Raw genomic sequence first — 25,413 nt, forward strand, 5'->3', positions numbered from 1 at the left:
GGATAGGCTTGACGGATGTCTCGAATTCGTGGAGCCGTTGTCCTGGCCGTCGTCGCCGCATTCACCCTCGCCGGTTGCTCCAGCACGCCGTCGACTGAAACCCCTTCCTCGGACTCCTCCGCCGAAGCGATCGAGGAGACCTACACGGCCGCCACCGGTGACCGCATCGTCGGCACCGGCTACAGCTACGCCGTTCCGGAGGGCTGGGCCGACGCCGCAGCTGCCGCGGGCGCGAGCGACGCCGACACCCTTGCGGCGGACATGACCGATGTCGAAGACGGGTTCTCCGACAATGTCAACGTCATCCTGTCCCCCGCCACGAACGTCACGCCGGAGCTGGTCGAGACCGCAGGCGTCGAGGAGCTCGAGGGAGCGGGGGCGACAGATGTCACCGTCCGCGACCGCGTGACGCTCGGCGGCGAAGAGTCGGCTCACCTGTCGGCCGGCCTGAGTTCCAGTGGTGCGACGTACCAGATCGAGCAGTATTACGTCACGTCCGACGGACAGACGTACGTCGTGACGTTCTCCTTCAGCCCGACCGTCTCCGTCGCCGACCGTGATGCGGTGGCCGGCTCGGTGCTCGCCAGCTGGTCCTGGGAGTAACAGCTTCGTGAAGGCGCTCGTGTCGACAGACACGGGCGCCTTTGCGTTCGCCCGGGCATGACCGGTCGTCGGCGGGGAGTCCCCCAGCTGTCTGGAGTACGGTAGGTGAGGCCCGCGAGCCGGGCCGACCGGCCGCGATCAGCGCGGGCCGACGAAAGGCTCTTTGTGAACATCACCCTGCTCCGACGGTTCGTCGCAGTAGCCGAGGAGCTGCACTTTCCGCGTGCCGCACAGGAACTCGACATCCCGCTCGCCGCGCTGTACTCCTCGATCGAGAAGCTCGAGACCGAGATCGGGCACCCGCTCTTCGTGCGCGATCGCGCCACAACGCGACTGACCCACACCGGGGAGCTCTTGCTCGTGGAGGCCAAGGAGCGGATCGCCGCGGCACCCCCGCCCGCGGCCAAGACAGTGGCTCCGGCCGGCGGCAAGGCGAAGGCTTCGAAGGGCAAGGGCCGCACTCCGGCCGTCAAAGGACAGCCGAAGCCGTACAAGAAGCGCCAGGGCCGCTAGGCCGCGGCATCCGTCCCGCTACAGCTCGGTGACGATGCCCGCGTCGACCCGCCAGCGCCGGTCGGTCTGCACTGTGTCGAGCATCCGCCGGTCGTGGGTCACCAGCAGCAGCGTTCCCTCGTAGGACTCCAGCGCCTGCTCGAGCTGTTCGATCGCCGGCAGGTCGAGGTGGTTCGTCGGCTCGTCGAGCACCAGCACGTTCACCCCACGCGCCTGCAGCAGGGCGAGGCCCGCCCGCGTGCGCTCCCCCGGTGAGAGCTCGTCGACGGGGCGGGTGACGTGATCGGCCTTGAGCCCGAACTTGGCGAGGAGCGTGCGGACCTCGCCGGCGGCCATGTCGGGGACGAGTTCTTCGAAGGCCGTCGCCAGAGGCTGCGATCCCGCCAGCAGCGAGCGCGCCTGATCGATCTCGCCGATCGAGACGTTGGCCCCGAGACTCGCCGTGCCCTCGGTGGGCAGCTGGGTCCCGAGCAGCGCACGCAGGAGCGTCGACTTGCCGGCACCGTTCGGTCCGGTGATCCCGATGCGGTCGCCGGCATTGACCTGCAGCGACACTGGCCCGAGGGCGAACGATCCCTGGGTGAACACCGCCGAGCTGAGGGTCGAGACGACAGAGCTCGAGCGCGGCGCGGCACCGATCGTGAACTGGAGCTCCCACTCCTTGCGCGGCTCTTCGACCTCGTCGAGGCGCGCGATCCGGCTCTCCATCTGGCGGACCTTCTGGGCCTGCTTCTCGCTGGACTCCGTGGCCGCTTTGCGCCGGATCTTGTCGTTGTCCGGAGACTTCTTCATCGCGTTGCGCACGCCCTGGCTCGACCACTCCCGCTGCACCCTGGCCCGCGAGACGAGATCGGCCTTCTTGTCGGCGAACTCGTCGTACTTCTCGCGCTGATGGCGGCGGACCGTCGCACGCTCCTCCAGGTACGAGTCGTAGCCACCGCCGAAGACCCGATTCGAGCCCTGCGCCAGGTCGAGCTCGAGCACCCGGGTCACGCAGCGCGCGAGAAACTCGCGGTCGTGACTGACCAGCACCACCCCGCCGCGGAGCCCGCGCACGAAGGCTTCGAGCCGTTCGAGGCCGTCGAGGTCGAGATCGTTGGTGGGTTCATCCAGCAGCACGATGTCGAACCGCGAGAGCAGCAACGCGGCCAAGCCGACCCTGGCCGCCTGCCCACCGGAGAGCGAGGTCATCAGGGCCGTCTCGACGTCTGCGCCACCGAGCCCGAGGTCGGCGAGCACGACGGGGAGGCGCTCGTCGAGATCGGCCGCGCCGCTGGCGAGCCAGCGATCCAGCGCGTTCGAGTACACATCCGCCGGATCGAGGCCCGGTGCGGCGAGCGACGGATCACCGAGGGCGGATGCCGCGGCATCCATGTCTCTCGTCGCCTCCGCGCACCCGGTACGACGGGCGATGTACTCGGCCACGGTCTCGCCGACGACGCGCTCGTGCTCCTGGGGCAGCCACCCGACGAACGCGTCGGCGGGCGACAGCCTGATCGTCCCCGCCTGCGGCTCATCGATGCCGGCGAGCAGGCGGAGCAGCGTGGACTTTCCCGCGCCGTTAGCCCCGACGACCCCCACCACATCGCCCGGAGCGACGGTCAGATCGAGCGAGTCGAAGAGGGTGCGATGGCCGTACCCGCCGGCCAGGCCCTGGGCCACGAGAGTTGCGGTCATCAGTCAATCTTGTCATCGGCGGCGGCGGCGGATTGCCGCACCGGCACGTCATCGGCCACGACTCGCTCACGTGACCGCTCCAACCGACACGTGAGCACGAGCGCGACCGTCAGCGGTATCGCTGCCACCACTCCGAACGAGATGTCGATGAGCTGCCAGCCGAGCGGGAACCCCCGCACGGCACCGGCGAACACCGCCAACGGGATGATGCCCACACACATGATGAGGCCCCAGATCGTCACCCACACATTGCGCACCGGATCCACCAGCGGGCCGAGGAACGCGACGGCGATGACCAGATGCGCGAACGCCAGCCAGTCGGTTCCATAGGCGATGAACGGATAGGCCGCGTGGGTCGCATCGAGTCCTTCTGCGACGCGCTGCACCCACGTGGCCAACTCGGGAAAGGTCGCCCCGATGGCGGTCCGCAGGAGCACATCCCGTGCGAGCAGGAGCTCCTCCCGCAACGGGAACGCGGTCACGCCGCTCACGACCAGGCCTGCGATGACGATCGCCAACGAGACGCGGATCACGATTATGCGACGACGGGATGCGGCATCCGCGGGGTGACTCTCGACCTCATGCATCATCCGCGGTCCATTCTCCGCAAGCGCCGTCGACGAACCCGGACCTCTCACGGCGACTCCTTCGGGACGCGATATCGCGCCGTTGCCGAGTGTATAGAGCGGTGCGCGTGATCACGCTTCGCCGCCCCCTGTCGGGTCCCGCCGACGGACATGCACGGCGATAGGGTCGAGCGATGCGCGAGATTCCCACTTCTCTCGATCCGACCGTCGTCGCCGAGATCGACCGCCGTCTCCGCGCTCTGACCATCGATCACGCGGTGCGCATTCCGTGGGCGATCGAAAGCGGCAGTCGCGCGTGGGGATTCCCCTCGCCCGACAGCGACTACGACTGCCGGTTCATCTTCGTACGCGGCCGCGAGCGCTATCTCGATCTATGGCCGTCCCGCGATGTCCTCGACACCCCGCTCGACGCTACTTTCGACGTGAACGGCTGGGACCTGGCGAAAGTGATCAAGCTGATCGCCAAGGGCAACGCCACAGCGATCGAGTGGCTCCGATCGCCGATCGTCTACTCGGGGGATGCCGCGTTCAGAGATGCCCTGCTGTCTTTTGCCGGGCATGTCGTCGAACGAGGAGCGATCGGCCGTCACTACCTTCACGTCGCGCGCCGGCAGCAGGCCGGAAGACCCACGCTCAAACGGTTCTTCTACGTGCTGCGGCCGGCTATCGCGCTGCGCTGGCTCGCCGTCCATCCCGACGAAGCCGTGCCACCGATGGATCTCCCGACGCTGTTGCAGGAGAGCAGCGTTCCGCGCTCGGTGCATGACGCCGCGTCGGACCTGATCGCCGCCAAGGCCGTCACTCGCGAGCTCGGCACCGGCGACGCTCCCACCATCCTCCATCGATTCGTCGGCGATGAGATGCTCGCCGCCGAGCATTTTGAGACCGCGATGCCGCAGAAGGACCCACAGGAAGTCCGCGAGTTCGCGAACCGCTTCTTCACCTCGTGCATCAGCTGACGTGCGTTGCAGGCGAGCGTCGTGTCGGGGGCGCGGCATACGCTCGATCTGTGGCCACTCTCGACGATCTCCGCAGAGCCGTCGCGGGACTCCCCGGGAGCGAGGAGCGTGCGATGACCGGCGGAGCCGCCTGGTTCGTGCGCAACAAGCTCTACGCATGGGAATGCCACCCGTGGCCGAGCATCCCCGCCGACATGCGCGAGATCATCGCCGCCGAGCTCGTCGTCGGAGTCAAGCTCAGCGACGAGCTGGAAGCACTCGCACTCGTGCAGATGGCTCCGGATGTCTTCCTGCACCCCACGACGTCGTGGGGTGGGCCGAAGATCGCGTTCCGCATGGCGAGCATCGACGACGATCACCTCGCCGAGCTCGTCACGGAGGCGTGGCGAGTTCAGGCGCCGCGCTACCTCCGGCGTGAATTCGACGGCGTCGACGCGTAGGGTGCCTGTCATGGCAACGAACGTCACGCTCTACGTCGGCACCGCCCCGTACCACGCGAAGTACCACTTCGATGAAGCGCACACGTGGGAGAGCGTCCGATCACAGATCCTCCGTGCGATGACCGCCGGTCAGGGGACGATCGAGATCGAGCGGAAGAACGACAAGATCATCTACGTCTACGGCCCGTTCCTGCCCGTGCATTGGGTCGACGCCAGCGTCTGAGCCCAGAGACGATCGCGCGGCCCGGATCCCGAGCATCCCAGGGAAAGAAGAAGCCCCGACCGTTACCACGCGGCCGGGGCGAGACGGATGAGAGTCCGCCTATCCCCTCCAGTGTACCGCGCGCAACGCGCGGGAGCTGCCACTCTCAGAAAGCACCGGCCCACTCGGACGCGATCAGCGCCTGTGAGCGGAGGTCGCTGAGCCGCGCGCGGGCGACCGTCACGCGAATGAACACGATTCCCGGCATCGTCGATGAGGCCGCGAACTGTGGAAACGCGTCGACATAGGCGGCCACGCAGCGATCCCGGTCCGTCTCCTCGGGTTCGCTGCCCCTACCCTCGCACTGCAGCGTCAACAGCTCACGGCCGCCGACCACGACGGCGACCTCGGGATGCTGCGCGATATTCGCGACGGTCCGGGATCCCCGCCGCGCGTTGAAGACGAGCTCACCTCTGTCCGTCGCGGTGATGCTCACGTACGAGGCGTGCGGATGACCGTCCGCCCCGACGGTCGCGACAACCGCGTCGCCGTGCGTGCGGACGAATTCGATCAGTTCTCCCTGTTCCACGCGGGGAGCCTAGCCGATCGGATTTCGGAGTTCGCGATCGGCCGCCGCTGGCTGTCAGGATGGCGCTATGGGTGAAGTTCGTCTCAGCGGTCAGCTCGTCTGCGATAGCGCCGCGCAGGTCGCGATCGTCGTGCGACAGCTGCCCCTTCACATACTGTCGACGCGCGCTGAGGACGGATGCCTCTCGTTCGAGGTGGCGCCGACGGACGACCCGCTCGTGTGGCAGGTCGCCGAGCGCTTTCGGGATGCCACGGCATTTCGGGCGCATCAGCAGCGTGCCGCGACCAGCGACTGGGGTCGCGAAACGGCAGGCATCGAGCGTCGCTACACGGTCGACGGGATCGACTGAGCGCTCCCCCGGTAGCCTGCTACCGGTCGTCGTTCGGGACCGGCGTGCTGCCGATGACGGCCTGGATCGCCCGGATGTGCGCTCCCAACGCCCCGGAGGCGAGGAGCCCGGCACCGAGCGGACCGGACGAGTCCTCACCCAGCGGTGGCAGCCGCTGGAGCGCCGCCTGCACCTGGGGGCTCATCTGCGCCAGCTGCCAGGAGCGTTCCTCGTCCGTCGCCCCGGGCTGGCCCGGGGCGGCGAGCGCGGCGGCCTTCGCGGCATACGCGGCAGCGCCCAGTGCGTGCGCGCCCATGTGGGCGACCCCGGCGGCCTGTGCCGCCGCCCGGGCGGCCGCGACGGCTGCAGGGGCAGTGACCGCATGTGCGGCGCGGCCGGCGACGAAACGCCGTCGGATCTCCCCTGCGGCATCCAATTCACCCCGCGCGAACGCCCGGGCACGGGTGATCGCTTCGCGAGGACGGTCGTCGGTCAGAGCATCCGTCTCGAACAGCCTCAAGACCCGCTCGGCGCAATCCGCCGCCCACGCCGCGACCAGACGTCGATCGGCTTCACTCAGCGACTGGGGAGAAGGCACGCGAGAATCCTCGCACCTCGAGGGCGTGCCATGTCGATACGGTGATGCGTGATGGATGACGAACGGGCTCTCGAAGGCGGCAACGCCACGGACGCGGTGGTCAGGATCGGCACGACGGTGCGCAAGCCGTGGACGGCATCCACCGCGGCCGTGAACGACTACGTGCGCCTGCTACGCGCCCGAGGCGTCGATGCCCCTGCGCCGCTCGGTCGAGACGAGCAGGGGCGTCGGATCATCGAGTTCATCGACGGACGCCCCGCCATGGAGACGATGCCGTTGGCCGTGACGGACTTCGCGAGAATCGGCGGAATGATCCGCCGCATCCATGACGCCAGCGAAGGCATCGAGATCAGGACGGACGCCGCGTGGGACACGCTGATTCCCGTCGCGGACGCGGATCTCCTGTGCCACAACGACCTCGCACCCTGGAACCTCATCATGGGACCGCGCTGGGTCTTCATCGACTGGGATGGCGCGGGTCCGAGCACGCGACTGTGGGACCTCGCGTATGCCGCCCAGGCATTCACTCTGAACGACGTGTCGGAACCACCCCCGGCCGCCGGTGACAGACTCGCGGCGCTCGTGGACGGCTACGGTGCCGACGCAGAGATGAGGATCGCGCTCCCCGCGGCAATGGCGCAGCGCGCACAGGCCATGCATGACCTCCTGCGCGCCTCCGATGCCTCCGGACGCGAGCCGTGGGGATCGATGTACCGCAGCGGACACGGCGAGCACTGGCGCACCGCAGCGGCCTATGTCGCGCAGCACGCCCGGGTGTGGGCGACCGCACTCGCCTAGCCGTTCGGTCGCCCCCTGGCCGACCGCCGGAAGCGGGAGGATGATGGAGTCGTGGACGCGTCGTCGATCCCGCCAGAGCTCATCCGTGAGCTCGAGGTGCTCAGACGTCGGGCGTACGGGCTCGACGCCGACATCGACGCCGACCCGATGGCGCTGCAGCGTCTCGACGAGCTGGAAGCGGCGCTGCACCCTGCGGCCCGTTTCTCGGGTGTCGTCTCTCGCGTCGAGGTGGGTTCCGCGGAACGCACCGCCACCCGCCAGCTCATGGCGGAGCGGCCGACCCAGGAGACGCTCGTCGTCGAGTCGGATGAGCTGCTCGATCCGGTCCGCCATGATTCGTCGCAGCGCGTAGACCGACGCCAGGCGTCGCCCTTCACCGGCACCGCCGTTGCGGTCGCCGCGATCATCGCTCTCGGGTGGGCGGCCAGCGCGCTGTTCACTCCTCGGGGTGACATCGTGCTGGCCGCGACACAGTCGACAGCGCAGGAACGTCAAGACCTGATCGACCAGGTCGACCTCGCTTCCTTCGGCATGGTCGGCTCCCGTCTGCAGCCGTTCGCGGATTTCCGTGAGCTCTCGGTGTGGTCGGCGACGAGCCCGTCCGGCGTGACCTGCCTACTCGTTCGATCCGACAGTGACGGGGTGTTCCAGGTCGGCTGCACGCCCGCTCCTCTGCAGCCATCGATCGACCTGCGCGTCGGAGACCAAGTACGGTCCGCGCTCGTCGGCGACCTCGCCATCGACAGCGTTGTGCGCTTCGTGCTGCGCGGCGACGAAGTCGGGGTGTGGATCGCGGATGCCGGGGGCTCGACTCCCTGACTTCCGCCGGCAGAAGGCTCCAGACCGGCTTCATCCGATGATCGCCCCTCGAGGTCAGCCCGCGGCGCGTCGGATGTAGTCCGCGATCGTCTTCTCAACCTCGGGGGTCAGCTTGAGCAGCGCGAACGACGTCACCCAGATGTCGCCGTCGTCGAGCTGGGCGGACTCTTCGAACCCCAGCGTCGCGTAGCGCGTCGTGAACTTCGAGGCGGCCTTGAAGAACACCACGACTTTTCCGTCGGCGTCGGTGTAGGCCGGGAAGCCGTACCAGGTCTTGGGCACCAGCTGCGGGGCGACCTCGGACACGATGCGATCGATGCCCTCCGCCAGCGCTCGGTCGTCGTCTGGCAGTGCGGCGATCGCCTCGCGGACGGCCTGCTCCCCCGCCGCGCGGGACTTTCCGGCCTTCTCCTGCGCGCGCAGCTCGGCAGCCCGCTGCTTGACCGCGTCGCGCTCTTCCTTGGACAGTCCCTCGGTCTTCTCAGCCATCTGATGCTCCTCCGTCGGTACGCAGCGGGTCGCTTCGACCCCTCGAAACACACGCTACGAGAAACGGGCCCGGTCCACTTCTCCGATCCTGATCGATCTGTCAGCGTGTTGAGGGTGGATCAGTCCGCCGCCGCCTCGCGTGGCGGGTTGAACATGAACTCGATCCGGATGCCGCTGGCGTCCTCGACGAAAGACGCGTAGTAGCGATCGGTGAAGCGCGGGTACTTCTTCGGCGCACGCACCACCGTCCACCCGGAATCGACGGCGATCGCATGCAGACGATCGACTTCGTCCGGCGAATCGACGGCGAGGGCCAAGTGCTGCCAGCCCACGCGTCCATGTCTGTGCGGCCCCGTGCCGGGTTCACGAGCCGCGAACACGATGAACTCAGGCTCACCCTCTCGCTGCCAGGAGGCTCCGTTGTCCGCGTCGAAACGAGTGAATCCGAGGGCCGCGAAGACAGCGTCGAACTGTGCGACGGCGCGCGGCAGGTCGTCGACGGTGATGCCGAGATGATCGAAGACGGCCATGCCGCCCAGTATTGCGGATGCCCGGGACGCCGTCAGTACGCTGAACGTGCGCACCATCCGAAGGAGATCCCATGGCCGAGAAGCAGCCCGCGATGTCGCCGTCCGACCTGCCGATCTCGATCGTCATCGATCGCGCCACAGGGCCCCGACGCGCCGAGGCCGACGAGCTGCTGACGCTCTTCGCCGAGGTCAGCGGCGAGCCCCCGGTCGTGTGGGCCGGCCGCATCATCGGCTTCGGGGAGTACGAGTACCGCTACGAGAGCGGACGCACCGGCCGCTCTCCCCGTCTCGCGTTCGCCCCCGGGCCGAAGCAGCACACGATCTACCTTCCCGAGGGTTTCTCGCAGCGATGGCCCGAACTCATGGCAGACCTCGGCAAACACCGTGCGAGCACGGTGTGTCTTTACATCACGCGGTTGACGGACGTGAACCGGGACTCGCTACGCGCTCTGCTGGAGCGCGCACTCGCCGAACCGAACCCGTACGAGACGCACTGACGCGCACCGTGGCGCACTCAGTGCGCCAGGTTCTCGGCCATGAGCGGCGACGGGTCGCCGATCACCTTCGCGTCGATGACAAGGGGTCGGTCTCGCGGGCCGTCCAGCCAGGCCTGGACACCGGCGAGGTCGTCGAGTGAGCGCACCGTGACACCGTCGCATCCCCATCCCCGCGCGATGGCCGCGATGTCGGTATCGGGGAACCGAACGATGCCGTGCTTCTCCGGCTCGTCAGCGAAGAGGTGAACCTCGGCACCGTACGCATCGTCGTTGTAGACGACGACCACCATCCCGAGTCCGGCGCGCACCGCGGTGTCGAGTTCGACGGCGCCCATCAGGAAGGAGCCGTCCCCGGTGCCCACGACGGCCATACGGTCGGGACGGGCGATCGCCGCTCCGATACCGCTGGCCAACCCCAGGCCGATGGCCTGGAACGACAGCGGCATCACGAAGCCGCGCTCGTCCGGTACGCGGAGGAATGCTCCGGGATAGATGTTGACGTTGCCGCCGTCAGGGACGACGACGCGCTCTTCCGGCAGCATCGCATCGAGCGCGGCGGTGAGGGCACCAGGGCCGATGCGGCCAGGCTGCTCCCGCTCTTCGGGAAGATTCTCCGCCCAGTAGCGGATGCGGCGGATGCGCTCGCCCGTCTCGGGGGTTCGCAATCCGACGCGACTTTCGCCGCCGGACGCCAGGAGTTCTGTGACCGCGGCAGCGACCGCCGCTGTGTCACCGAGGATGCCGACCGTGACGTCACGGTATTTCCCGAACGCCTCGAGCTGGTCGTCGATCTGCACGACAGTCGGCTGGGCGGTGAGCGTGCCGTGGTGGGCGGTCCACTGGTTCAGCGCCGCCCCGAACGTCAGCAGCACGTCCGCTTCCTGGATGATCTCCCGCGCGCCGGGTGTCGCGAACCCGCCCATGACATCGAGCGCCCATTCGTCGCCCGAGAAGAGGCCGCGAGCACCGGCAGACGGCACCAGAATCGCTCCGATCTGCGCACCGAGAGCGCGCAGTTGAGCCCCTGCGTGCCGTGCACCGCGGCCGCCGAGGATGACCGGGCGTTCGGCATCCGCGAGGATCCGCGCCAACTCGGCGATGGCTTCCGCGGATGCCCCCGCAGGGATGATCCGCGTCGCCGGCGCGATCGCCTGCTGCGCCGGACACGCTTGGGCCTGCAGATCCACCGGCAGCGACAGCACGACCGTCGCGCGGTTGCGAACCGCGATGTCATAGGCGGCGATTGCCTCGGAGACCGCCGTCGCCGCGGAATGGATGCGCCGAGGGATCGCGCCCACCGACGCGACGAGCGCGTCCTGGTCGATCACGAAGTTCCCGACCTCCTGGCCCACGGCGGTGTCGCCGGTGAGGACCAGCATCGGAGTGTGGGACTTCGCGGCTTCGCCGATGCCCGTCATCGCATTCGTCAGCCCGCACCCCTGGTGGACGCTGACCGCGGCGACGCGACCGGTCAATCGCGAATAGGCATCCGCCATGCAGGCGGCACCCATCTCATGCCGGGCGGCGGTGAATTCCACGCCGGCCGCGACGAGGCCATGGGTGACTTGGAAGTTTCCGCTGCCGACCACGCCGAACACGTGGGCTACGCCCCGTTCTGCCAGCGCGCGTCCCACCGCTTCCGCAACCGTCATCGTCTCCGTCGCCATTCGCTGCTCCCTGTCCTCGGTTGTCGATTCGACCGCGTGACTCACGCCGTCACCGTCTTGTTGCCGCCCGTGCGCATGAGTTCGCTGGATCGACGGATTCGCCGGTACACGTCACTGCGCACGCGCGCGAACTCGGGCAGCTCCTTGGTCTCGATCTGGTCTCGAGGCGAGGGCAGCGAGACGGGAAGATCCGCTTCGATGAAGGTGGGCCGGGGCCCCATCACGAGAACTCGATCGGCGAGGTACACGCTTTCGTCGATGTCGTGAGTGACGAAGACGATGGTGATGCCGAAGGTGTCACGGACGTGCAGAACGAGATCTTCCAGGTCCGCCCGGGTCTGCGCGTCGAGCGCGCCGAACGGCTCGTCCATCAACAGCATCTGCGGCTGATAGGCGAGCCCGCGGGCGATCGCGACTCGCTGCTGCATTCCGCCGGACAGCTGCCACGGGTATCGGTTCTCGAAACCCATGAGTCCCACCGATTCGATCGCCGTCATCACCCGCTCGCGTCGTGCTGTCCGATCGCGCACCTTGCGGGTGAGGGGAAAATCGACGTTCTGCTCCACGGTCATCCACGGATAGAGCGAGTTCACGTAGTCCTGGAACACGAGCGCGATCTGCTTGGGCGGCCGAGTCACGGCATCGCCGTCGATCGTGATCGAACCACTCGTCGGCTCCAGCAGACCGGCCATGAGCTTCAGCACGGTCGTCTTGCCGCAGCCCGATGGCCCGACGATCGTGACCACCTCGTTGCCGCCGATCTCGAACGTGAGATCCTGCACGGCGAGCGTGCCGGTGCCGGCGTCGCCGTAGCGCTTGGTGACGTTCTTTAGAGAGAGCATGTTGGACTCCGTAAGTCAGTGGACTCGGGCGCGCGCGCCGTGGTGCCAGGCAAGGACCCGTCGCTCGACGACGGTGAAGATGAGGTTGAGCAGGTATCCGAGGATGCCCAGCAGGATGATCCCGGACCACATATCGGCGATCGCGAACGTCCGCTGCGCTTGCACGATGACGAACCCGACCCCGTTGGTGGCGCCCACCATCTCGCTGATGACCATGATGATCAGTGCCAGCGGCAGAGCGGCACGCATTCCGGCGAAGATCTGCGGGCTCGCCGCGCGCAGATCCACATGGACCAGGGTGTCCCAGCGACCGATCCGGTAGCTCTGGCCGGTCTCACGCAGCGTGGCGTCGACGCCCGTGATGCCGTCGACCGTGTTCAACAGGATCGGCCACACGCACACCAGGGCGATCAGGATGATCTTCGCCTCGTCTCCCGTGCCGAAGGCGATCAGGGTGAAGGGAAGCAGCGCCGGCGGTGGGATGGCGCGGACGAACTCGATCACAGGATCGGCCTGGCGGCGTATCCGCGGGTTCTTCCCGATCAGGATGCCGGCGCCTACCCCGACGACGACCGCGATCGCGTACCCGGAGAACAGCCGGTAGAGGCTGGGGACGAGCTCAGTCGGGACGAGCGCGAAGAGCCAATTGTCCGCAAAGGCGACGAACACATCCTGAAGCGGGGGCAGGAAGAAGCTCGGCTCGGCGTTGGTCAACCAGAGGATCAGGAGGACGACGAGAATCGGGGTGAGGATCTCCGCGGCGACGTAGACACCATTCTTGAGCCTCATCGCACACTCACCCGCTGTGAGGCGTGCCAGTGCAAGGCACGACGTTCGATCGCTGCGAAGACGGAGTTGAGCAGCAGCCCCAACACTCCCGCGATGATCACGTAGGCATACATGAGGGGCACATCGGCACCTTCGCGGGCACGGTTGATCTCCATTCCGATTCCGGGCGCGCCCATGATGATCTGCCCGGTCACCACCAGAATCAACGCGACCGATGAGGAGATCCTCAGGCCGGTCGACAAATACGGTGTGGCACCGGGGAGCACCACGCGGAGGAAGGTCTGCGCGCCGCCGATCTGGAACGATCGCGCGGTGGCCATCTGGACCGGGTTGATCGCCCGCACCCCGTAGATAACTTGAACCAGCAGCGGCCACGTCGCCGCGAACGCCGCGAGAAACACGGTGCCCTCCAGAGAACCGGGCTTGAAGATGAGGAACACGACCGGGATCAACGCCACGGAGGGGACCGGCCGCAGGAACTCCACTATCGGCCGAGTGGCGCGATAGGCGAGCTCACTCGTCCCGAGAAGTAGGCCGAGGGGTACAGCCACCACCGCCGCGATCAGGAGGCCCAGAAACCAGGCGAGCAGCGTCATCCCGATCGCCTGCCAGGCAACCGGCTCGGTCAGCAGCTCAAAGAGGCGACCGATCACGACGCTCGGCGGGGGCAGGTAACGCGACGGAAGGATCTCCAGTCGCGTCACCAGCTCCAGCACCAGGATGATCACGAGCGCGCCGCCGAGCGAACTCACCCGTAGCCACACTCTGGCGAGGATGCCGTCGCTGCGTCGAAGGGCGGACTCCTCGTCGACTTTCGCGCGGAGCGGGCGGACGGGCGGCGGCGCGGTCATGAGCCTGTTCCTCAGCCCTGGATCAGTTGATCCAGGTCGGGCGCCTTGGCCACGACCTCGAACTCGACGAGGAGATCGGCCAGGGTGTCCAGCTGTGCCCGGTCGAGCGCGGATCGGAAGATCGGCAGGCGGATCTGCTCGGCCAACTCCGGGGTCAGCGCGGTGTAGGTCGGGAGGATCGCGCGGACCGCGTCGTCGTTCTCCGCCGCGAACTCGATCGATGCGGTGATCGCCCTCGTGAACCGATCGACGAGATCTGCCTCGTTCTCGGTGATGTCCACCGAAGTCGCCCACGCGCCGTTGGGGAAGTTGGCGCCGAGGTTGTACGACGGGGTGTCGATGACTCGCCCCCCGTCTGCCAGCGTGCCGGTGATGAAGGGCTCAGAGCCGAACGCGGCGTCAACGGTGCCGTTGGCGAGTGCTGCGGGCACCTCGGAGAACGGAATCTCGACGAACTGCACCGTCGTGTCATCCACATCCTGCTGCCTGAGGGATGCGCGGATCGTCGCCTCGGCCACACCTTTGAGCGCGTTCACACCGATCTTGGCGCCCTCGAGGTCGGTTGCGGTCTTCGCCGTGGAGTCCGCCCCGACGAGCAGCGCCTGCCACTCCTCATCCGGGGTCCCGCCACCGACATCGTTGGCCGCGATGATGGCCAAGGGCAGCCCGTTCGCGGCCGCAGCGAAGAGCGGCACATAGCCGGCGACAATGAAGTCGAATGAACCTGCCTGCAGGCCGGCGATCATCTCCGCTCCCCCGCCGACCGTAGTCATGTTCAGGTCGAGGCCTTCGTCGGCGAAGAAGCCTTCCGCCTCGCCGAGGTACACGGCCGCCATATTCGAGGTGGGCAGAACTGCCACATTCACCGTCCGCATCTCCGCGTCTCCGCTCTGTGCGGGAGCGGCCTGATCGCCCGAAGAGCACCCTGCCAGCACAGTCGTCGTCACCGCGCCGACGGCGGCGGCTGTCACCAGCCGCGCCATCCATGATCGCTTCGTCATCTGTCGAGCCTCCTTGATCGAACGTGTTCCGCCGCCGGCTCCATCGCCGACGACTCCGGCAAGTATGCGATACCCAATCTGCAACCGGTACTTACGACTTATTAAGTGATGCATTAGCGTCACTAATACGTACTGGCAATCGGGAAGACTCGGTGGACACGCATGGACCTCAACCTGCTCAAGGTCTTCGTCGCCGTCTACGAAACGGGAACGGTGACGGCCGCGGCCGAGCGCCTATTCGTGACGCAATCAGCCGTCAGCCAGTCCCTGACGCGGCTGCGACGCGAACTGGGCGATCAGCTCTTCGGCCGAGACGGTCGGGCGCTCCGCGCCACCCCGGCCGCACATACGCTCTATCCCGAATTCCACGCCGCCCTCAGCAGAGTGGAATCCGCCGTCGCCGCGCTCCGAGACTTCGACCCCGCGACAGCCCAGCACCGGTTCCGACTCGCTCTGTCCGAACTGGGCGAAGTCGGGTTCCTCCCGACCATCCTGCGAGCTCTCGCCGATTCCGCTCCCGGGATCGAAGTCGAAGTCGTCCCCCTGGACGTGCGCGCTCTTCCGGAATGGCTCGCGCGCGGACGGGTCGACCTCGCGATCGCCTCGACACCACCACCGGGCGAGTTCACCGGGCCGATCCTCAAGTCCGAGCGCTACGTGCTCCTCATGTCCGCGACCCATCCGCTCGCGACCCGGAAGTCCATCACGCGGCAGTCATTCGCGAACGCCCGGTATCTGATGACATCCAGCGATTCGGCGGCGCCGGGTGTCGAAGCGGCGCTGGAGCGCGCGGGCGTCCGGATCACCCCCGAGCTGGTGGTCGGCCACACATCGGCACTGCCGGGGTTGCTTCATGCGGGCCCGTGGATCACCGTCGTCCCGTCAAGCCTTGCCGAGAACTGGATGCCGATGTGGCCGCTGGTCACGCGACCGCTTCCGGTCGACCTCGCGCCCATCCATGTCAGGCTCTACTCGCGATCGACGAGCCCGCAAAGCGCCGCCCTCCGCTGGTTTCACCAGGCCATCGTGACGGCGGTGCACTCCGCGCCGCCGCAGTTCTGGTCTCCTCCGACCGGGTCGAGCACCGACGTCGCTTCCCGCCTTCCCGCGTGAGGCGGGTTACGCTCTCGGGACTGACTCCCCCGACGAACGGAGCCGACACATGCGCACAGCCCTGAGCGGATGCGCCGCGGTGATGCTTCTCGCGGTCGTCCTCGCCGGGTGCGCGTCCCCTGCGGACACGCCCACAGCCTCGAGCGCGTCACCCACCCCCACGTGCGCTGTCGCCGCACAGCCGGGCGTCGAGCCGCCGGCCGGCTGCGTCGTGTACGACCCCGAGCAGAACATGGCCTCGAACGAGACCTACCGGGAGCGCATGGCCCAGCCCGAAGCCGGCCGCATCGCCGGGGAAGCCTTGCTCGAGCCCGTCACCACAGCCCTGACCGGTCTGCGCTCATCGGGTGCCGAGCTGACGGATGACGCCGTCCGGGCCGCACTCGCCGCCGCGGGCGTGGCCGAGGAGCACATCCAGACGACCGGGTCCGAGGGCGCCATCGCGTTCGGCGCGGCGGTAGCCGGCGGAGGCTGCATCTTCGGGGGCGTCACCGCGGAGGCGGCGACCGTCGAGGTCGGCGGCTACATCATGGACGGCGGATGCCTCGCGATGGTCGGCCACTGAAGCCTCTCCGCCACGGTGCGACACCGGGCCGCCAGCACTTCAGCGCAGGCTCAGTCCCAGTCGAGGTACTCCTCGATGATGAACGCGGTCTCGATCGGATGCGTCAGCGGGAACGAATGGCCGGCACCGTCGAGAGTCTTGACGGAGGCACGTTCGGGGGCCGTGGCCTGCAGCGCGTCGCCGTTGGCCGGAAGCGTGATCTCGTCGTCCGCGCCCTGGATGATCAACACCGGGATGAGCGGGGTGAGGGGCGTCTGCGTCTCTTCGACGCCCAACAACAGGAGCCCGTTAGACCGTTCGGGGTGGGCGGCCGCGAACGCGCGGGCCACGGTTCCGCCGGCGCCGTGTCCGCCGATCCACGTGTGCTCTAGACCGAGGTGATCCAACACGGCGACCACGTCGTCAACCTGCTCGTCCGCACCGGCCGACGCCGCTCGGGCACCGATCAGCACGACGTGGAACCCCGCCTCCTCGACGAGGTAGTGCGAGATGACTCCCAGCCCGTCGGCCCTGATCTCTCCCTCGGGCAGCAGCACCAACGACACCGGCCCCTCTCCCTCGACGACGAACGGGATGGCACGGCCTTCGGGCTCGAAAATCTGGGGTTCGGTCATGTCGGGAGTCCTCTCACGTACGGATTCAGACGGCGCATCTCGCCTCGACGACGTCGCGGCGATGGTGGCGTCTCGGCGCGCGATCGCGCAGACCCATGGCGCCGAAAGGCCAGGTTTCAAGAATAGACAATGCGCCCGCCGTACCCGGAATCATCCAGTCCGGCGACCTGAATACCGCAGACCTCGCCGTCGCCGCTGATCACCCGATCGCTCGCAAGGACTCGATAGGTCGTGAGCGGGTCTCGCGGCGAACTCCCCGACGGCGCGCTCCCGAGCGTCGTCGTCGGGGAAGCCCGCCGCGCGATGGTCAGAGCATGACCGAACGGATGATCTCGACGATACGGCGCTCGGTATCGTCATCGAGGAACTCGAAATACCAGGCCGCCGGCATCAACGCCCCGTCCTGACCGCCCGCGGGTCTGAAATCGGCCTTCTCGGTGATCGCCAGATTCAGGCGTTCGTCGTTGCGCAGGGTCACCAGCGCCGGCGAGCTCGCGGACGTCGCGTAGGCGGGCATCCCGTACCAGATCCTCGGTTTGAGCACAGGCGCCGCAGCGAGGATCACCTCGTGCACGCGGTGCATGGTCGATCGTCGAGGCTCTTCCATCGTCGCGATCTTGTCGATCACCTGGGCGAGGTTCTTTTCGTCCTTCACTGACATGTCAGGTCCTTCCGTCAGCCGATCTCGAGTATCGGCGGTGCGAAGTCGGCGCATGGATGCGCCGCACCCCACCCGGACATGTCCTGATCAGCTCAGGCCTCTCCGCAATGATTCACATGGTCTGCATGTGGAAGTGCGATCGGTGGCGCGAGCCACCGGTGCCAGAGTAGCTGCCTTCCACCGCCGTGTGCCACCAGTCCCGACGCCGCCTGGCGACTCGTCGACCTCACCGACCCAGGTGCGAAACAGAGCAGTCTTTTCGCCGCCGACGCCGTATGCCGGTCGTGGGACCGGGGTGCCGATCGTGGGGGCCGGTACGCCGGACGTGACAGCCGACCGGGGAGTACGTCAGACGTTGAAGCGGAACTCGACGACGTCGCCGTCCTGCATCACGTATTCCTTGCCCTCGAGGCGGGCCTTGCCGCGGTGGCGTGCCTCCAGCACGGACCCCGCGTCGATCAGATCGGCGAACGAGATGACTTCCGCCTTGATGAAGCCCTTCTCGAAGTCGGTGTGGATGACGCCGGCCGCCTGCGGCGCCTTCGCGCCCTGGGGGATCGTCCATGCACGCGTTTCCTTCGGACCCGCCGTGAGGTAGGTCTGCAGCCCGAGCGTGTCGAAGCCGATGCGTGCGAGCTGGTTGAGGCCGGACTCCTCCTGACCGGTCGAGGCGAGCAGCTCGGCCGCGTCCTCGGGGTCCAGATCGATCAGCTCGGACTCGATCTTCGCGTCCAGGAACACGGCATGTGCCGGAGCGACCAACTCTTCGAGAGCGGCCTTCGCCGAGGCATCCGTCAGCACCGTCTCATCCACGTTGAACACGTAGATGTAGGGCTTCGCGGTGAGCAGACCGAGCTCCTTGATGGGCGCGAGGTCCAGTCCGGAGTGCGAGAGCAGGATCCCGCGCTCCAGCGCGTCCTTCGCCGCGACGGCCGCCTCGAGCACGGACGGGTCGGCCTTCTTGCCCTTGACCTCCTTCTCGAGACGCGGGACCGCCTTCTCGAGGGTCTGCAGGTCGGCGAGCATGAGCTCGGCGTTGATGGTCTCGAGGTCGTTCTTGGGGTTGATCGCACCCTCGACGTGCACGACGTCCTCGTCCACGAACCCGCGGACGACCTGCGCGATCGCGTCGGCCTCACGGATGTTCGCGAGGAACTGGTTGCCGAGCCCCTCACCCTCACTCGCACCGCGAACGATGCCGGCGATGTCGACGAACGACACCGTCGCGGGCAGGATGCGCTCTGAGCCGAACACCTCGGCGAGCTTCTCGAGCCGCGGATCGGGCAGGCTGACCACCCCGACGTTGGGCTCGATCGTCGCGAACGGATAGTTCGCGGCGAGCACGTCGTTCTTGGTCAGAGCGTTGAACAGGGTGGACTTGCCGACGTTGGGCAGGCCGACGATGCCGATAGTGAGAGCCACGGGAAGCCAGTCTACGTGGGTGGGCGCCCTCACCCGGAGGCTCGACCCGGCGCACGAGCAGTGGCAGTCAATCGGGGTCGACGCGCCAGCGCATCAGCACGTTGCCGGACTCCTCCCACGTGCGGGTCTCGACCAGCTTCAGCGCGACCGCGGGCCGCCCGTCGAAGAGGGACACTCCCCCACCTCCGATGAGCGGGAACGTCACGAGATGCAGCTCATCGACCAGCCCCGCGCGCATCAGGTGATTCCAGAGCAGCCGGCCCAGGAGGATCAGGATGCCGCGACCCGCACCCTGTTTGAGCGCTGCGACCTCGGCGCGGGCTTCCGCGACCGGGAGGATCCGCGTATTCGGGTACGGCTCGAGATCGGCCGGGGTGATCGTGTCGGACACGACGATCTTCTCGACGGTCAGGAACAGCTCGGCGAACTCGCGACGGATGGCTGTGGCATCCGGGTTGGTCCGCACCCCCGCCCAGTATCCGAGGTTGCCGAGCGCAGACCGCCGCCCCGACAGCAGCACGGTGTCGGACTCGCGCAGCAGTCCGGTCGTGTAATGGTCGAATGTGTCGGCACCGTCGTAGTCCGGATGATGGTGCTCGAAGAACGACGCGATGTCATGGTCGTCGTCCTCGTACCGGCCATCGACGGTGACGAAGTTGCAGACGGTGAGCGTGCGCATGCCCGACACGCTAGCCCGCGAAGGCGCTGGCGTCAGCCCTACGGCCGGACCGCGCGGAACGCGTGCGTGATGTACGGAAGATCGATCGAACCGCCGTCGGCGAGCTCCGGCAGCTCGGCGAACAGCGTCAGCAGCGCGCCCTCGATGCGCGCGCGATCGGCGTCGGCCGCCGTGATGAGGTAGCTGCGCGAACGCGCCATGGCCAGGAGTCGCTCGGCCGTCATCGGCCGCGACCATTCGAACTTCGCTGCATCGAGATCGCCGAACGGAGCCTCGATGTGCGGGCCGCCCTCGGCGATCATGATCTCGGCGTTGCTGCCGTGCATGATCTCGGTCATGCGCGCGACCCACGGCACACGGTCGTCGCGGATGTTCCAGATCAGCCCGAGCACACCGCCGGAGCGCAGCACACGAGCCACCTCCGCGGACCCTGCGGTGGGATCCACCCAGTGCCATGCCTGCCCCAGCACGACGGCATCGAGCGACGCGTCCGGCAGCGGCAGCTTCTCCGCGGTCCCGACGAACGTCGGCACGCCGTGCACGTCGGTGCGGAGGGCAGCGAGCATCTCGGCATCCGGATCGACCGCGACGACCTCGGTCCCGACCTCCACGAGCGCGCGGGTGAGCTTGCCCGTCCCGGCACCGACGTCGGCCACGCGCGGGCGATGGTCGGCGCGGACGACGGGTTGCAGCATCCATTCGACTGCCGCTGCGGGGTATTCCGGCCGTCCGGCTTGGTACTCCTCGGCTGCGCGTCCGAACGACGTCGACATGTCTTCGCGGCTGACCATGGCTCGAGCCTACGACGCTGCCTTCGGACGCAGGCGCGCGGCTTCACGCGGCCGTGCACCAGCTCAGGCGGCACGCGCGCGATCGGCGGACCGACTGCTTCCGCTCCGCGCGGCGCGCCTCAGGCGGGCCGCGGCGCAGGCGGGCGAAGCTCGAACTGTGCCACTGGACTTCACCGCGATCGACTTCGAGACGGCGAACTCCAGCAGCGCCTCCGCCTGCGCCGTAGGACTGACGCGCGTGCGCGACGGTCGGGTCGTGGCCACCGCAGGCTGGCTCATCCAGCCGCCGCCCGGACACGATCGCTTCTTCGAGCTGAACAGCGGCATCCACGGCCTGTACGCCGAGGACGTCGTCGGCGCGCCGACCTGGAGCGAACAGCTCGGCGACATCGCCGCATTCGCCGGCGCCGACATCCTCGTGGCGCACAACGCCGGATTCGACATGACCGTCCTGCGCCGCGCATGCGAGGCCACCGGCGACAGCTGCCCACCGTACCGCTACGCGTGCAGCCTGCAGGTCTCACGCAAGGTCTACGACCTCGACTCGTACCGGCTGCCGTCGGTCGCCGCCGAGGCGGGCTTCACCGACTTCCCGCACCACGACGCGACCGCGGACGCCCTCGCCTGCGCGCACATCATGATCGACGCCGCCCGCCGTGTCGGGGCGGCCGACATCTCCTCGATGGCCGAGATCCTCGGCATCCGGGTCTCCCAGATCCGCGTGTCCGAGGTCGAGGGGATGCCGGTGCCCGCGTTGCCGGTCGCCGCCGTCGCCTGACGCCGACCGCGGGTCTCCCGCGCGATGTCGGGGGTGGGCGTCATCCTGGACGCATGGACCCACTCGCACTCTCCGCCGTCGTGATCGGATGCCTCGTCCTCGGCGTCTTCGCCGGGTGGTTCGCCGGCGGCGCCCGAGCTGCGGCCCGCGCCGCGAACGACCGCACCGAGCTGGCGACCCAGCTGGCGGCCTCCAACGCCGCCGGGCACGCGCTGCGGCTCGAGCTCGATCGACAGGTGGCGCTGTACCGCGAGCTCGTCGGCCAGGCGCGCACCGACCAAGCCGCGCGCGAGGAGCGCGAACGACGCGAGCAGGCGGTGCTGCGGGCCCTGGCACCCGTGCAGGAGACGCTGCAGACCATGCAGCAGAAGGTCGACGACCTCGAACGCGACCGCCAGAACCAGTTCGGAGCGGTCAGCGAACAGCTGCGGCGCACGCACGAGTCCGGCGAGGCGCTGCGGGCTACCACCGAGTCGCTCGCCGGCGCGCTGCGGTCGGGCAGCACCCGGGGCGTCTGGGGCGAGACGCAGCTGCGCCGGGTCGTCGAGTCCGCCGGCCTGACGCGGTATGTCGACTTCGACACCCAGACCTCGGTGACCTCGGATGCCGGAGCCGGCCGTCCCGACATGGTGGTGCGACTGCCCGGCGACAAGTCTTTGGCGATCGACGCGAAGGTGCCGCTGGACGCCTACCTCGAGGCGTCCGCCATTCCGCTCACCGCGCAGGGCGAGGAGGGCGCGCGGCGCAAGCTCCTGCTCGAGCGCCACGTCAAGGCCGTGCGCGCCCACGTCGATGCCCTGGCTAAGAAGACGTATTGGCGCGGGCTGAACTCGAGCCCGGAATTCGTCGTCTGCTTCATCCCGAGCGAGTCCCTCCTGGCCGCCGCGCTGGAGGAGGACCCGTCGCTGCTGGACTACGCGTTCGGCAAGCGCGTCGCCCTGGCCTCCCCCGTGAACCTCTGGGCGGTGCTGAAGACCGTCGCCTATACGTGGACGCAGCAGGACGTCACTCAGGAGGCACGTGCTCTGTTCGAACTCGGCACGCAGCTGCACGAACGGCTCGGCGGCCTGGCCGGTCACGCAGACGACCTGCGGCGCGCGCTGGAGCGCACCGTCGACAGCTACAACCGGTTCGTCGGCTCGCTCGAATCCCGCGTGCTCGTCACGGCGCGCCGCTTCCCGGGCATCGATGAGACCAAGCTCGACGCCCTCGCCGCGCCGTCGCTGATCCAGAGCGCTCCGCGGCGCTTCACCGCTCCGGAGCTGCTGTCAGGCCTCGACACCGACGATCTCGCTACCGACGATGAGACGCCGTTGACCGCAGACGTGGGCGATCTGCGCGATCGACTCACGCCTCCGCCGGACTAGCGCCGAAGGAGGGTTCGGTCACGCGCCGCCGGGGACGAAGCTCAACAGCAGGATCACCGCGGCGGACACGCCGACGAACGCGCCGATCATCCACCACGCGCTGATCTGGTGTCCTTCATCGCGGCGTACGCGGAAGAGAACATCGGGCCGTCGCGCCGGATCCACCGCATCGGCGATCACTGCATGCGCGCCGGTCTGCGGCGCAGAGCCACCCACCTGTGCGGACATCGGTCATCCCCCTTGGGCTTCGAACTGATTGACTGCGTCGCCGTTGACTCCGCCTTCGATTGTGCCAGAGAAGCCTGGGCGATCACAGATCGGCTCGCCCGAGGGATTCAGCGCGTTACAGCCACTTCGACACGAGGTGCTCGGACGAGATCCGTCGCAGGGTCCCCGAGGCGGCGCGCAGCACGACGCTCTCCGTGTAGACGTAGCCGCCCTCGCGGCTGACGCCGGCGACGAGCTGGCCATCGGTGACACCTGTCGCGACGAAGATCGTGTTCTTGCCGGTCACGAGCTCGTCGGCCTCATACACGTAGCCGTCCATCTTGAGCCCGGAGTCCACGCCCTTCTGCTTCTCGTCGTCGTCGCGCGCCCAGAGCCGCCCTTGGATGTGCCCGCCGAGCGCCTTGATCGCGCATGCCGTGACGATGCCCTCCGGGCTGCCGCCGATCCCGGCGCACATGTCGGTGCGGGCGTTGTGCCGTGCGGCGTTGATGCCGCCGGCGACATCGCCGTCGGACATCAGGCGGGTGCCGGCGCCCGCCTCGCGGATGTCCTCGATGAGTTTCTCGTGACGCGGGCGGTTCAGGACGGAGACCACGATCTCGTCGACCGGCTTACCGAGCGCCTTCGCCAGGCGGCGGATGTTCTCGCCGATCGGCAGCCGGATGTCGACGACGCCGACACCCGCCGGGCCGGTCACGAGCTTGTCCATGTAGAACACGGTCGAGGCATCCAGCATCGTCCCGGCGTCCGAGACGGCGATGACCGACAGTGCGTTCTGGCGCCCCGCCGCGGTGAGCGAGGTACCGTCGATCGGGTCGACGGCCACGTCGCACCGGGGGCCCTTGCCGTTGCCGACCTTCTCCCCGTTGAAGAGCATCGGGGCGTCATCCTTCTCGCCCTCGCCGATCACGATCGTTCCGTCGAAGTTCACCGTCGACAGGAAGGCGCGCATCGCGTTGACGGCGGCGCCGTCGGCGGCGTTCTTGTCTCCGCGCCCGATGAAGGGTACGGCGCGGATCGAGGCCGCTTCAGTCGCACGAACGAGTTCGAGTGCGAGGTTTCGGTCGGGATGCAGAGGGCTCATGTCCCCCGTGATGCTCACCATACGTCCCACAGTAGCCACGGCGATGCGCTTCACCGGCGCCTTAAGGGCATCTCGGCCCGAAGGAATCGACGTTCTTTACAGAGACGAAGAACGCGGACGAAACGTGCACGCCGATCGCCGCATCCGACCCGTCTGACGCCCTTCGGTAGACTGGAGAACGAAGCCCGCCACGACTTAGGAGCAGACATGCCCGTCGCTACCCCAGAGCAATATGCCGACATGCTGGACCGCGCGAAGGCAGGCGGATTCGCCTACCCCGCGATCAATGTCTCGAGCTCGCAGACGATCAACTCCGTCCTCCAGGGCCTGACCGAGGCGGGATCCGACGGCATCCTCCAGGTCACCACCGGCGGCGCAGACTACTTCGCCGGCCAGAGCGTCAAGGCTCGCGCCACCGGCGCTCTCGCCTTCGCCAAGTTCGCCACCGAGGTCGCCAAGAACTACCCGATCACGGTCGCCCTGCACACCGACCACTGCCCCAAGGACGCGCTTCCCGGCTTCGTGATGCCGCTGATCGAAGCATCCGAAGAAGAGGTCAAGGCCGGCCGCAACCCGATCTTCCAGTCCCACATGTGGGACGGCTCGGCGGTCCCGCTCGATGAGAACATCGAGATCGCCAAGGACCTCCTCCCCCGCCTGCGCAACATCAACGCCATCCTCGAGGTCGAGATCGGCGTCGTCGGCGGCGAAGAGGACGGCGTCGAGCACGAGGGCTCGAACGAAGCCCTCTACACGACGGTCGCCGATGTGACGAAGGCCGTGGAGGCCCTCGGACTCGGCGAGAACGGCCGCTACATCTCGGCCCTCACCTTCGGCAACGTGCACGGCGTCTACAAGCCGGGCAACGTCAAGCTGCGCCCCGAACTGCTCGGCGAGATCCAGGCCGGCATTGCGGCGCGCTTCGGCACCGGTCCGAAGCCGCTCGACCTCGTCTTCCACGGCGGCAGCGGCTCGACGCAGGAAGAGATCGCCCTGGCGGTCGCGAACGGCGTCATCAAGATGAACATCGACACCGACACGCAGTACGCGTTCACGCGCTCCGTCGCCGGCTTCATGTTCTCCAACTACGAGGGCGTGCTCAAGGTCGACGGCGAGGTGGGCAACAAGAAGGCCTACGACCCGCGCGCCTGGGGCAAGGTCGCCGAATCCGCCATGGCGGTGCGTGTCGTCGAGGCGACCCGCCAGCTCGGCTCGGCCGGCAAGTCGCTCGGCTGATCGCTTCTGCTGCGAAACAGCGGATGCCTCGACCCCCACGGGTCGAGGCATCCGCTGTTTCGGCCCTTGTGCGTCGCGCCCTCTGGCGAGACGCGG

At 68.0% G+C, this 25,413-nt stretch carries 32 protein-coding genes; 14 read left to right on the top strand and 18 right to left on the bottom strand.

Features of this window, described 5'->3' with window-relative positions; all coding sequences use genetic code 11:
* Positions 1 to 15 precede the first annotated feature (15 nt).
* The gene (locus tag ASD65_RS04860; protein ID WP_056219240.1) at positions 16 to 603 is read left to right on the top strand and encodes a hypothetical protein; all 588 of its coding nucleotides are present in this window, start codon (positions 16 to 18) and stop codon (positions 601 to 603) included.
* Between the two features lie 165 nt (positions 604 to 768).
* Positions 769 to 1,116 (top strand): LysR family transcriptional regulator, encoded by a 348-nt coding sequence (locus ASD65_RS04865; protein WP_056219242.1) that lies wholly within the window; start codon positions 769 to 771, stop codon positions 1,114 to 1,116.
* Between the two features lie 18 nt (positions 1,117 to 1,134).
* Here ASD65_RS04865 and ASD65_RS04870 read toward each other — a convergent pair whose 3' ends face one another.
* Both ASD65_RS04870 and ASD65_RS04875 read right to left on the bottom strand, forming a co-directional pair.
* Positions 1,135 to 2,793: an ABC-F family ATP-binding cassette domain-containing protein gene (locus ASD65_RS04870; RefSeq protein ID WP_056219245.1), complete on the bottom strand. Its 1,659-nt coding sequence runs from the start codon at positions 2,791 to 2,793 to the stop codon at positions 1,135 to 1,137.
* Positions 2,793 to 3,383 (bottom strand): hypothetical protein, encoded by a 591-nt coding sequence (locus tag ASD65_RS04875; RefSeq protein WP_200948620.1) that lies wholly within the window; start codon positions 3,381 to 3,383, stop codon positions 2,793 to 2,795. Before ASD65_RS04875 ends, ASD65_RS04870 begins: the two co-directional genes overlap by 1 nt.
* Before the next feature lie 170 nt (positions 3,384 to 3,553).
* Between ASD65_RS04875 and ASD65_RS04880 the strand changes: the two genes are divergently transcribed.
* The 3 genes from ASD65_RS04880 (at position 3,554) to ASD65_RS04890 (ending at position 5,002) form a co-directional block, all read left to right on the top strand.
* Positions 3,554 to 4,339 carry a nucleotidyltransferase domain-containing protein gene (locus ASD65_RS04880; protein ID WP_056219248.1) on the top strand — a complete coding sequence of 262 codons (786 nt, stop codon included), beginning with the start codon at positions 3,554 to 3,556 and terminating at the stop codon, positions 4,337 to 4,339.
* A gap of 113 nt (positions 4,340 to 4,452) precedes the next feature.
* Complete coding sequence (locus ASD65_RS04885) at positions 4,453 to 4,779, top strand: hypothetical protein (RefSeq protein ID WP_082561862.1); 327 nt, start codon at positions 4,453 to 4,455, stop codon at positions 4,777 to 4,779.
* Between the two features lie 10 nt (positions 4,780 to 4,789).
* Positions 4,790 to 5,002 carry a hypothetical protein gene (locus tag ASD65_RS04890; protein ID WP_056219254.1) on the top strand — a complete coding sequence of 71 codons (213 nt, stop codon included), beginning with the start codon at positions 4,790 to 4,792 and terminating at the stop codon, positions 5,000 to 5,002.
* A gap of 145 nt (positions 5,003 to 5,147) precedes the next feature.
* Here ASD65_RS04890 and ASD65_RS04895 read toward each other — a convergent pair whose 3' ends face one another.
* A complete protein-coding gene (locus ASD65_RS04895) occupies positions 5,148 to 5,570 on the bottom strand; it encodes a pyridoxamine 5'-phosphate oxidase family protein (protein ID WP_056219256.1) in 423 nt (140 codons plus the stop codon).
* 67 nt (positions 5,571 to 5,637) lie between these two features.
* Here ASD65_RS04895 and ASD65_RS04900 point away from each other — a divergent pair, with 67 nt between their 5' ends.
* Entirely contained in the window at positions 5,638 to 5,919 is a 282-nt protein-coding gene (locus ASD65_RS04900) for a putative quinol monooxygenase (protein ID WP_056219261.1), read from the top strand.
* Positions 5,920 to 5,938: 19 nt separating this feature from the next.
* On the opposite strand, the gene ASD65_RS04905 is transcribed toward ASD65_RS04900, so the two are convergent.
* Positions 5,939 to 6,496 (bottom strand): putative immunity protein, encoded by a 558-nt coding sequence (locus ASD65_RS04905; protein WP_056219263.1) that lies wholly within the window; start codon positions 6,494 to 6,496, stop codon positions 5,939 to 5,941.
* 51 nt (positions 6,497 to 6,547) lie between these two features.
* Here ASD65_RS04905 and ASD65_RS04910 point away from each other — a divergent pair, with 51 nt between their 5' ends.
* Both ASD65_RS04910 and ASD65_RS04915 read left to right on the top strand, forming a co-directional pair.
* A complete protein-coding gene (locus ASD65_RS04910) occupies positions 6,548 to 7,294 on the top strand; it encodes a phosphotransferase (protein WP_056219266.1) in 747 nt (248 codons plus the stop codon).
* Between the two features lie 51 nt (positions 7,295 to 7,345).
* Positions 7,346 to 8,113 (top strand): hypothetical protein, encoded by a 768-nt coding sequence (locus ASD65_RS04915; protein WP_056219268.1) that lies wholly within the window; start codon positions 7,346 to 7,348, stop codon positions 8,111 to 8,113.
* Positions 8,114 to 8,167: 54 nt separating this feature from the next.
* Here the strand turns inward: ASD65_RS04915 and ASD65_RS04920 are convergent, their stop codons facing one another.
* Both ASD65_RS04920 and ASD65_RS04925 read right to left on the bottom strand, forming a co-directional pair.
* A complete protein-coding gene (locus tag ASD65_RS04920; protein ID WP_056219270.1) occupies positions 8,168 to 8,602 on the bottom strand; it encodes an iron chaperone in 435 nt (144 codons plus the stop codon).
* Between the two features lie 119 nt (positions 8,603 to 8,721).
* Entirely contained in the window at positions 8,722 to 9,132 is a 411-nt protein-coding gene (locus tag ASD65_RS04925) for a VOC family protein (RefSeq protein ID WP_056224484.1), read from the bottom strand.
* A 71-nt stretch (positions 9,133 to 9,203) separates the two neighbouring features.
* Between ASD65_RS04925 and ASD65_RS04930 the strand changes: the two genes are divergently transcribed.
* The gene (locus tag ASD65_RS04930; protein WP_056219273.1) at positions 9,204 to 9,629 is read left to right on the top strand and encodes a DUF1801 domain-containing protein; all 426 of its coding nucleotides are present in this window, start codon (positions 9,204 to 9,206) and stop codon (positions 9,627 to 9,629) included.
* A 17-nt stretch (positions 9,630 to 9,646) separates the two neighbouring features.
* Here the strand turns inward: ASD65_RS04930 and ASD65_RS04935 are convergent, their stop codons facing one another.
* The 5 genes from ASD65_RS04935 to ASD65_RS04955 form a co-directional block, all read right to left on the bottom strand.
* Positions 9,647 to 11,296, bottom strand: coding sequence for a thiamine pyrophosphate-binding protein (locus tag ASD65_RS04935; RefSeq protein WP_235566605.1), 1,650 nt, complete (start codon positions 11,294 to 11,296; stop codon positions 9,647 to 9,649).
* 41 nt (positions 11,297 to 11,337) lie between these two features.
* A complete protein-coding gene (locus ASD65_RS04940; protein ID WP_056219277.1) occupies positions 11,338 to 12,138 on the bottom strand; it encodes an ABC transporter ATP-binding protein in 801 nt (266 codons plus the stop codon).
* Positions 12,139 to 12,153: 15 nt separating this feature from the next.
* Positions 12,154 to 12,927 (bottom strand): ABC transporter permease, encoded by a 774-nt coding sequence (locus tag ASD65_RS04945; RefSeq protein ID WP_056219280.1) that lies wholly within the window; start codon positions 12,925 to 12,927, stop codon positions 12,154 to 12,156.
* On the bottom strand, positions 12,924 to 13,655 hold the full coding sequence (locus tag ASD65_RS04950) for an ABC transporter permease (protein WP_200948621.1): 732 nt from the start codon (positions 13,653 to 13,655) through the stop codon (positions 12,924 to 12,926). Before ASD65_RS04950 ends, ASD65_RS04945 begins: the two co-directional genes overlap by 4 nt.
* A gap of 134 nt (positions 13,656 to 13,789) precedes the next feature.
* Positions 13,790 to 14,779: an ABC transporter substrate-binding protein gene (locus tag ASD65_RS04955; RefSeq protein WP_056219283.1), complete on the bottom strand. Its 990-nt coding sequence runs from the start codon at positions 14,777 to 14,779 to the stop codon at positions 13,790 to 13,792.
* A gap of 162 nt (positions 14,780 to 14,941) precedes the next feature.
* On the opposite strand from ASD65_RS04955, the gene ASD65_RS04960 reads away from it, so the two are divergent.
* Both ASD65_RS04960 and ASD65_RS04965 read left to right on the top strand, forming a co-directional pair.
* A complete protein-coding gene (locus tag ASD65_RS04960) occupies positions 14,942 to 15,892 on the top strand; it encodes a LysR family transcriptional regulator (RefSeq protein WP_056219285.1) in 951 nt (316 codons plus the stop codon).
* A 49-nt stretch (positions 15,893 to 15,941) separates the two neighbouring features.
* Positions 15,942 to 16,457, top strand: a complete 516-nt coding sequence (locus tag ASD65_RS04965) for a hypothetical protein (protein ID WP_056219289.1) — start codon at positions 15,942 to 15,944, stop codon at positions 16,455 to 16,457.
* A 50-nt stretch (positions 16,458 to 16,507) separates the two neighbouring features.
* Here the strand turns inward: ASD65_RS04965 and ASD65_RS04970 are convergent, their stop codons facing one another.
* The 5 genes from ASD65_RS04970 to ASD65_RS04990 form a co-directional block, all read right to left on the bottom strand.
* Positions 16,508 to 17,071 (bottom strand): alpha/beta fold hydrolase, encoded by a 564-nt coding sequence (locus ASD65_RS04970; protein ID WP_056219293.1) that lies wholly within the window; start codon positions 17,069 to 17,071, stop codon positions 16,508 to 16,510.
* Positions 17,072 to 17,378: 307 nt separating this feature from the next.
* A complete protein-coding gene (locus ASD65_RS04975; RefSeq protein ID WP_056219296.1) occupies positions 17,379 to 17,732 on the bottom strand; it encodes a DUF1801 domain-containing protein in 354 nt (117 codons plus the stop codon).
* Between the two features lie 348 nt (positions 17,733 to 18,080).
* Positions 18,081 to 19,154, bottom strand: a complete 1,074-nt coding sequence (gene ychF, locus ASD65_RS04980) for a redox-regulated ATPase YchF (protein WP_056219298.1) — start codon at positions 19,152 to 19,154, stop codon at positions 18,081 to 18,083.
* A 67-nt stretch (positions 19,155 to 19,221) separates the two neighbouring features.
* A complete protein-coding gene (locus ASD65_RS04985) occupies positions 19,222 to 19,833 on the bottom strand; it encodes a dihydrofolate reductase family protein (RefSeq protein ID WP_056219302.1) in 612 nt (203 codons plus the stop codon).
* Positions 19,834 to 19,871: 38 nt separating this feature from the next.
* On the bottom strand, positions 19,872 to 20,624 hold the full coding sequence (locus tag ASD65_RS04990; protein WP_056219307.1) for a class I SAM-dependent methyltransferase: 753 nt from the start codon (positions 20,622 to 20,624) through the stop codon (positions 19,872 to 19,874).
* Positions 20,625 to 20,781: 157 nt separating this feature from the next.
* Here ASD65_RS04990 and ASD65_RS04995 point away from each other — a divergent pair, with 157 nt between their 5' ends.
* Together ASD65_RS04995 and ASD65_RS05000 are read left to right on the top strand one after the other, a co-directional pair.
* Positions 20,782 to 21,402 carry an exonuclease domain-containing protein gene (locus tag ASD65_RS04995; protein WP_056219309.1) on the top strand — a complete coding sequence of 207 codons (621 nt, stop codon included), beginning with the start codon at positions 20,782 to 20,784 and terminating at the stop codon, positions 21,400 to 21,402.
* 53 nt (positions 21,403 to 21,455) lie between these two features.
* Positions 21,456 to 22,769 carry a DNA recombination protein RmuC gene (locus ASD65_RS05000; RefSeq protein ID WP_056219312.1) on the top strand — a complete coding sequence of 438 codons (1,314 nt, stop codon included), beginning with the start codon at positions 21,456 to 21,458 and terminating at the stop codon, positions 22,767 to 22,769.
* Positions 22,770 to 22,787: 18 nt separating this feature from the next.
* On the opposite strand, the gene ASD65_RS05005 is transcribed toward ASD65_RS05000, so the two are convergent.
* Complete coding sequence (locus ASD65_RS05005) at positions 22,788 to 22,997, bottom strand: hypothetical protein (protein WP_056219315.1); 210 nt, start codon at positions 22,995 to 22,997, stop codon at positions 22,788 to 22,790.
* 115 nt (positions 22,998 to 23,112) lie between these two features.
* On the bottom strand, positions 23,113 to 24,102 hold the full coding sequence (gene glpX, locus ASD65_RS05010) for a class II fructose-bisphosphatase (RefSeq protein ID WP_056219318.1): 990 nt from the start codon (positions 24,100 to 24,102) through the stop codon (positions 23,113 to 23,115).
* Positions 24,103 to 24,288: 186 nt separating this feature from the next.
* Between glpX and fbaA the strand changes: the two genes are divergently transcribed.
* Positions 24,289 to 25,317 carry a class II fructose-bisphosphate aldolase gene (gene fbaA / locus ASD65_RS05015; protein ID WP_056219321.1) on the top strand — a complete coding sequence of 343 codons (1,029 nt, stop codon included), beginning with the start codon at positions 24,289 to 24,291 and terminating at the stop codon, positions 25,315 to 25,317.
* Positions 25,318 to 25,413: the final 96 nt, after the last annotated feature.

The organism is Microbacterium sp. Root61 (assembly GCF_001427525.1).
Lineage (GTDB): Bacteria > Actinomycetota > Actinomycetes > Actinomycetales > Microbacteriaceae > Microbacterium.

Excerpts from the sequence above, each read along its gene's own strand:
- ASD65_RS04860 (WP_056219240.1), top strand. The coding sequence starts at position 16 with ATGTCTCGAATTCGTGGAGCCGTTGTCCTGGCCGTCGTCGCCGCATTC.
- ASD65_RS04990 (WP_056219307.1), bottom strand. The coding sequence starts at position 20,624 with ATGGTCAGCCGCGAAGACATGTCGACGTCGTTCGGACGCGCAGCCGAG.
- ASD65_RS04960 (WP_056219285.1), top strand. The coding sequence starts at position 14,942 with ATGGACCTCAACCTGCTCAAGGTCTTCGTCGCCGTCTACGAAACGGGA.
- ASD65_RS04875 (WP_200948620.1), bottom strand. The coding sequence starts at position 3,383 with ATGATGCATGAGGTCGAGAGTCACCCCGCGGATGCCGCATCCCGTCGT.
- ASD65_RS04940 (WP_056219277.1), bottom strand. The coding sequence starts at position 12,138 with ATGCTCTCTCTAAAGAACGTCACCAAGCGCTACGGCGACGCCGGCACC.
- fbaA (WP_056219321.1), top strand. The coding sequence starts at position 24,289 with ATGCCCGTCGCTACCCCAGAGCAATATGCCGACATGCTGGACCGCGCG.
- ASD65_RS04955 (WP_056219283.1), bottom strand. The coding sequence starts at position 14,779 with ATGACGAAGCGATCATGGATGGCGCGGCTGGTGACAGCCGCCGCCGTC.
- ASD65_RS04880 (WP_056219248.1), top strand. The coding sequence starts at position 3,554 with ATGCGCGAGATTCCCACTTCTCTCGATCCGACCGTCGTCGCCGAGATC.
- ASD65_RS05000 (WP_056219312.1), top strand. The coding sequence starts at position 21,456 with ATGGACCCACTCGCACTCTCCGCCGTCGTGATCGGATGCCTCGTCCTC.
- ASD65_RS04900 (WP_056219261.1), top strand. The coding sequence starts at position 5,638 with ATGGGTGAAGTTCGTCTCAGCGGTCAGCTCGTCTGCGATAGCGCCGCG.
- ASD65_RS04890 (WP_056219254.1), top strand. The coding sequence starts at position 4,790 with ATGGCAACGAACGTCACGCTCTACGTCGGCACCGCCCCGTACCACGCG.
- ASD65_RS04920 (WP_056219270.1), bottom strand. The coding sequence starts at position 8,602 with ATGGCTGAGAAGACCGAGGGACTGTCCAAGGAAGAGCGCGACGCGGTC.
- ASD65_RS04975 (WP_056219296.1), bottom strand. The coding sequence starts at position 17,732 with ATGTCAGTGAAGGACGAAAAGAACCTCGCCCAGGTGATCGACAAGATC.
- ASD65_RS04885 (WP_082561862.1), top strand. The coding sequence starts at position 4,453 with ATGACCGGCGGAGCCGCCTGGTTCGTGCGCAACAAGCTCTACGCATGG.
- ASD65_RS04970 (WP_056219293.1), bottom strand. The coding sequence starts at position 17,071 with ATGACCGAACCCCAGATTTTCGAGCCCGAAGGCCGTGCCATCCCGTTC.
- ASD65_RS05005 (WP_056219315.1), bottom strand. The coding sequence starts at position 22,997 with ATGTCCGCACAGGTGGGTGGCTCTGCGCCGCAGACCGGCGCGCATGCA.
- ASD65_RS04985 (WP_056219302.1), bottom strand. The coding sequence starts at position 19,833 with ATGCGCACGCTCACCGTCTGCAACTTCGTCACCGTCGATGGCCGGTAC.
- ASD65_RS04870 (WP_056219245.1), bottom strand. The coding sequence starts at position 2,793 with ATGACCGCAACTCTCGTGGCCCAGGGCCTGGCCGGCGGGTACGGCCAT.
- glpX (WP_056219318.1), bottom strand. The coding sequence starts at position 24,102 with ATGGTGAGCATCACGGGGGACATGAGCCCTCTGCATCCCGACCGAAAC.
- ASD65_RS04945 (WP_056219280.1), bottom strand. The coding sequence starts at position 12,927 with ATGAGGCTCAAGAATGGTGTCTACGTCGCCGCGGAGATCCTCACCCCG.
- ASD65_RS04935 (WP_235566605.1), bottom strand. The coding sequence starts at position 11,296 with ATGGCGACGGAGACGATGACGGTTGCGGAAGCGGTGGGACGCGCGCTG.
- ASD65_RS04910 (WP_056219266.1), top strand. The coding sequence starts at position 6,548 with ATGGATGACGAACGGGCTCTCGAAGGCGGCAACGCCACGGACGCGGTG.
- ASD65_RS04965 (WP_056219289.1), top strand. The coding sequence starts at position 15,942 with ATGCGCACAGCCCTGAGCGGATGCGCCGCGGTGATGCTTCTCGCGGTC.
- ASD65_RS04930 (WP_056219273.1), top strand. The coding sequence starts at position 9,204 with ATGGCCGAGAAGCAGCCCGCGATGTCGCCGTCCGACCTGCCGATCTCG.
- ASD65_RS04925 (WP_056224484.1), bottom strand. The coding sequence starts at position 9,132 with ATGGCCGTCTTCGATCATCTCGGCATCACCGTCGACGACCTGCCGCGC.